This is a genomic window from Petrotoga sp. Shatin.DS.tank11.9.2.9.3 (assembly GCF_003665005.1).
GTDB lineage: Bacteria > Thermotogota > Thermotogae > Petrotogales > Petrotogaceae > Petrotoga > Petrotoga mobilis.
This window is the reverse complement of the sequence record NZ_JGVT01000012.1, coordinates 1-425: the sequence shown is the minus strand read 5'-3', so window position 1 is coordinate 425 and position 425 is coordinate 1. Positions and strand designations below refer to the sequence as shown.

General features: G+C 43.8%; 1 protein-coding gene. It reads right to left on the bottom strand.

Annotation, left to right across the window (positions count from 1 at the left end):
- Positions 1-425 (bottom strand): methyl-accepting chemotaxis protein (locus tag BZ25_RS10150; RefSeq protein WP_233552372.1); only part of this gene is annotated, 425 nt, incomplete at both ends.

Genomic DNA, 425 nt, shown 5'->3' with positions numbered 1-425 from the left:
TCTGTCACCGCTTTCGCTACCCTGTCCATCGCTGTGCTCATCTCTTGTGCACTCGCACTTTGTTCCTCTGCACTTGCCGTCATGTTTTCTATCCCTTGGTCCATCCTTTCTATCCTTTCTTTTATACGATTGAAACTTTTCTGTACATTCTCCATCTTTTCGTTTATTTCTCCTATCGTTCCTACTACCTTGTTCGTCGATTCGTTTACTTTGTTCGTTCCTTGCGTTATGTTGGTTAGTATTTCGGATATTTCATCCGTTGCATTCCTTGATTCTTCCGCTAACTTCCTTATCTCATCCGCTACAACTGCAAATCCTCTTCCCGCTTCCCCTGCCCTTGCCGCTTCTATCGCTGCGTTTAGTGCCAACAGGTTGGTTTGTTCCGTTATCGAGTTTATCGTTTCTACTATACTTTGTACGTTCTT